Origin of the sequence: Acinetobacter sp. V2, assembly GCF_001188385.1 — a bacterium.
Lineage (GTDB): Bacteria > Pseudomonadota > Gammaproteobacteria > Pseudomonadales > Moraxellaceae > Acinetobacter > Acinetobacter oleivorans.
Genome location: NZ_JZFB01000001.1, coordinates 1,841,521 through 1,845,108 on the forward strand (window position 1 = coordinate 1,841,521; position 3,588 = coordinate 1,845,108).

Sequence of the window (3,588 nt, forward strand, 5' to 3'; positions counted from 1 at the left end):
GAGTTATTGTTAAAGTGGGGTTTATAAAGGGAGGGAAACAGCCTTAGGAGGCTGTTTTATTTGAGCTAGAAAGATTTTCTATAAGCTGCATTACTTTAATTTTAAATAATCTTCATAACTCATTGTCTCTAAAACGTGTAATTTACTTATTTCTAGTTTTTTCATAATATCTGGAATCAAAGATGCATTAGCTAAAAAGAGCTGATCAGTTCTATCAAATCCACCTTGTAACCTTATTTTTCCATTTTGAACATAAATATCCATCAACCGCTGCTCTCTTAGACTTTCTATAATGATGGCTTTATATTCATCAAAATCTATTTTTTTATTATCTTTAAAAGAATACTCATCAAAAAGTTCATAGTAAAAGTTTAAGAATTTTTCTTCCCCATTTAAATATTCATCCAAGCTATTATTTTTCAATGAGATGTCGTAGCAAATGATATTCGATTGATCAGCTTCTACTTCGGAAAGCCAATGATCAAAAATTGAAATAGAAATGACCGTGTCCCACATAAATTTAATCAAATTACTAGAATTTTATAAGGATACATTAAGAGCTTTTCCTCGTATAACATATTTAATTCAACACTAAATAATTTATAAACCTGTTTTGCTGCAACCATCACACCAACTGTTTTTTCTAAAAACGTAGAACTCTCTTTATTAATTATCGCAACAATGTATAAGACTGCCGACTTAATCTCTGAAGAAGTCGAATAGAGCTTTTCAGTAAGGTTTTCTCTTGCTCTATCACTATTTAATATTTTCTTAAATAAAACAAAAGCATATTTTGGAGATTTATAGGAATTTTAGTTTAACAACATGAAAAGTTGATATTACCCCACATTAATCTTCACAATTCATTAATACACATTTTCCATCTATTTTTGCTACTAAACTTATTGGTTTTGATGAATCACCTCCATCTAAAGATAACTCTACAAATAAATCTTTATTTTCAAAAGATTGAAGTTCTAATATTAATTGTTGGATTGTTTTCCCATTTGAAATCCAATTTACATTGCTTAAATCATTTTTACCCATAAAAGTTTGTCTCTAATTTTCTTTAAATTTATATCATAAGTACCCAATCGTGTCTCACGAGAGGCCAACTTTTCTACAGATTTTGCCATTTTCCATGCTCCACCAATATGTCTATACCTGCAAAATATGTGGATATCCCTCAGCCTCTAAATTATAGGTAGTTGCAACTCGGGCTGTTTCCGTTATAGAAATATAAAAAGCCCCTGCTTTTAACAGAAGCTTTTCAATTGAGAGAAAGCAAGGAGACTTAGATTCACGAAAATACTTTTGAATAAATTTTATTAAAGTTTAGTTTTTATCCAATTAACTTTCTGGAAAATTACTACTTTCAACACAGAAGTTATTTTCATCTCGTTTTAAAAATAACGGTCTATTCCGTAGTCTCTAAACTCATACATTAATCCTGAATAACTTGAAAAAAATGTGAGCGCAGTACAAAAATGTCCACTTCCAGTAATTAAAGGATTATAAAAGGTTATTTTGAGGCCATCAGAAAAACCATTTGTATTTACAATATCGTAAAAAGAACCTAAAGCATAACCTTTCAAATCCATGAAATCCTTAATAAATACAGTTGCCAGTGCACCTTTTTTGAAATCATTCACAACCTCAACTGCCATTGCATTATCATCATAATTAACAGAAAAGACTATATAAAAATCTTTCACTTTGAATATAACCTTTTCAATTTCACCAACATTATCTACTTTATTGATAGATTGATTATTACTCTCATTATCGATGAATACATACACCTCATCTATAATCAAATTTAAATCATCTAAACTATTGATAAAATCAAAAAATTTTTTAACTTGCAAAATAAACCTCATACTATCGATATTAAAACTACTTTCTTTTATCTGTTTTCTGTCCTAAGCGTTCTGCTTGCTCTAGTATATTTAGAGTTCTTTTAAAATCTTCATTAGGAATTTTACCTTTCATCTGTAAAAACTCTCCAAAAGTATCATAGTCCTCATCTATTTAAGTTTTAAAGCAATTCGAGAAGATTATTAATAAATTATAAAATCAGATTATTTTTATTAATATAGCTATTAACTCTTGCTATTTAAGTTATACAACATACTCACATACAATATTCTAAATAAAAAAGCTAAGCCCCGATTACCGAGGCTTAGCTTTAAAATAATTTTAAATTAAAAATTACTTATTTGATGTCAGTAAACTCAGAAACAGGTTTGTTAACTTCAACTTTTGTACCAGCAAATTTTTCGCTCACAAACTTTTGTACTTTAGGTAAGTGGTAAAGTTCACCCAATTTCGTATAGATCGGGTCATTTTTATTCGCTTCAGCCACACCTAATAAGTTCACATAAAGCTTTGTAGACTGGTCAATAGGTTCACGGAAGATAGAATCTTTCAGAACGTTTAAGCCGCCTTCAAGTGCCAATGTATTACCCAATACAATTGCATCAACGTCGTTTTTAACACGAACTGCTGTTGTCATTTGAATTGGTTTTAATTTTAAACCTTTAGGGTTTTCAGCGATGTCATTCGTTGTCCCTTTTACAGGGTCAAAGTCTGGTTTAAGTTTAATAAGTTTAGCAGACTGTAATAATGTTAATGCACGCGCTTCGTTAGCAGTATCGTTTGGAATCGCGATTGTAGCGCCTTGTGGGAACTCATCAACAGTTTTAACTTTATTTGCATAAAGACCCATTGGTTCCAAGTAAGTTGTTGCAACAGCAGCAACTTTAGCTGTATTAGAAGCGTTGTAAGCTGCTAAATAGTTAAATGACTGGAACGCATTTACGTCTTGTTCGCCACTTGCTACAGATGTGTTCAACACAACATAGTCAGTCAAGTTAGTCACTTCGAGTTTAATGCCCGCTTCTTTAGTTTCAGGAAGCGTTGCAACATATTTCCATACGTCAGTGTCTGAACCTGTTGAAACAAGTTTAATTGTGCGTACTGACTCAGTTTTGTCTTTAGCTGGTGCTGAATTTTCAGTTTGTGCAGGTTGTTTATTACATGCAGTCAGTGTGAGTACAGATGCACTGAACAGGACACTAAATAATTTTTTCATAGATACATCCTAAAATAGGAAATGCCTACTCTACAAAAGAGCGAGGCATTCCCAACCATTGGGTCGAAATGCAATATTTGGCTGGAAGTAATTCCAGATATATAAGGGTTTAGAAGCCTGAATTCAGCCTTATTTCTTCCTTGATCTTGCTCGCTGAACAACAGAATTATGTTTTGAATCAGTTTCTAAATATTGGATCATCATATATCAATAAGTGAATATTCTACAAATAACTTGTTCGATTTTGATATATAGACGTGCTCTTGGTAAGGTACTGATAATAAAAAACATATTATATAAATAAAACAGTTTTGACTGAAATATGTACTTATTTGATTTATATGAAATTTTCAGGATTTGTTAGCAATATTTTAGCTAACTATGACTGTAATCTATGTCCTATACATAAAAAAAAGCCCCTGTTTTCACAAAGGCTTTTTAAATTAGTTAGTTAAGCTCAGTTTCAATTACTTATGAACCCAAGGCACGGCTGG

Annotated in this window: 5 protein-coding genes; all 5 read right to left on the bottom strand. The window is 31.2% G+C overall.

The annotated features are described in order from the left end of the window. Positions 1–90: 90 nt before the first annotated feature. On the bottom strand, positions 91–516 hold the full coding sequence (locus UC75_RS08460; RefSeq protein WP_049837289.1) for a hypothetical protein: 426 nt from the start codon (positions 514–516) through the stop codon (positions 91–93). A 333-nt stretch (positions 517–849) separates the two neighbouring features. Then, complete coding sequence (locus tag UC75_RS08465; RefSeq protein ID WP_049837290.1) at positions 850–1,047, bottom strand: hypothetical protein; 198 nt, start codon at positions 1,045–1,047, stop codon at positions 850–852. Then, complete coding sequence (locus UC75_RS22545) at positions 1,029–1,190, bottom strand: toxin C-terminal domain-containing protein (RefSeq protein ID WP_416202209.1); 162 nt, start codon at positions 1,188–1,190, stop codon at positions 1,029–1,031. The genes UC75_RS08465 and UC75_RS22545 overlap by 19 nt, the downstream gene beginning before the upstream one ends. Before the next feature lie 213 nt (positions 1,191–1,403). Continuing rightward, the gene (locus tag UC75_RS08470; protein ID WP_049837291.1) at positions 1,404–1,868 is read right to left on the bottom strand and encodes a DUF6334 family protein; all 465 of its coding nucleotides are present in this window, start codon (positions 1,866–1,868) and stop codon (positions 1,404–1,406) included. Positions 1,869–2,215: 347 nt separating this feature from the next. Next, positions 2,216–3,094: a MetQ/NlpA family ABC transporter substrate-binding protein gene (locus UC75_RS08475; protein ID WP_005307722.1), complete on the bottom strand. Its 879-nt coding sequence runs from the start codon at positions 3,092–3,094 to the stop codon at positions 2,216–2,218. Between the last annotated feature and the right edge of the window lie 494 nt (positions 3,095–3,588).

What these genes read in the sequence shown, in the direction of transcription:
- UC75_RS08460 (WP_049837289.1), bottom strand. Translation starts at nt 516, where the DNA reads ATGTGGGACACGGTCATTTCTATTTCAATTTTTGATCATTGGCTTTCC.
- UC75_RS08465 (WP_049837290.1), bottom strand. Translation starts at nt 1,047, where the DNA reads ATGGGTAAAAATGATTTAAGCAATGTAAATTGGATTTCAAATGGGAAA.
- UC75_RS08475 (WP_005307722.1), bottom strand. Translation starts at nt 3,094, where the DNA reads ATGAAAAAATTATTTAGTGTCCTGTTCAGTGCATCTGTACTCACACTG.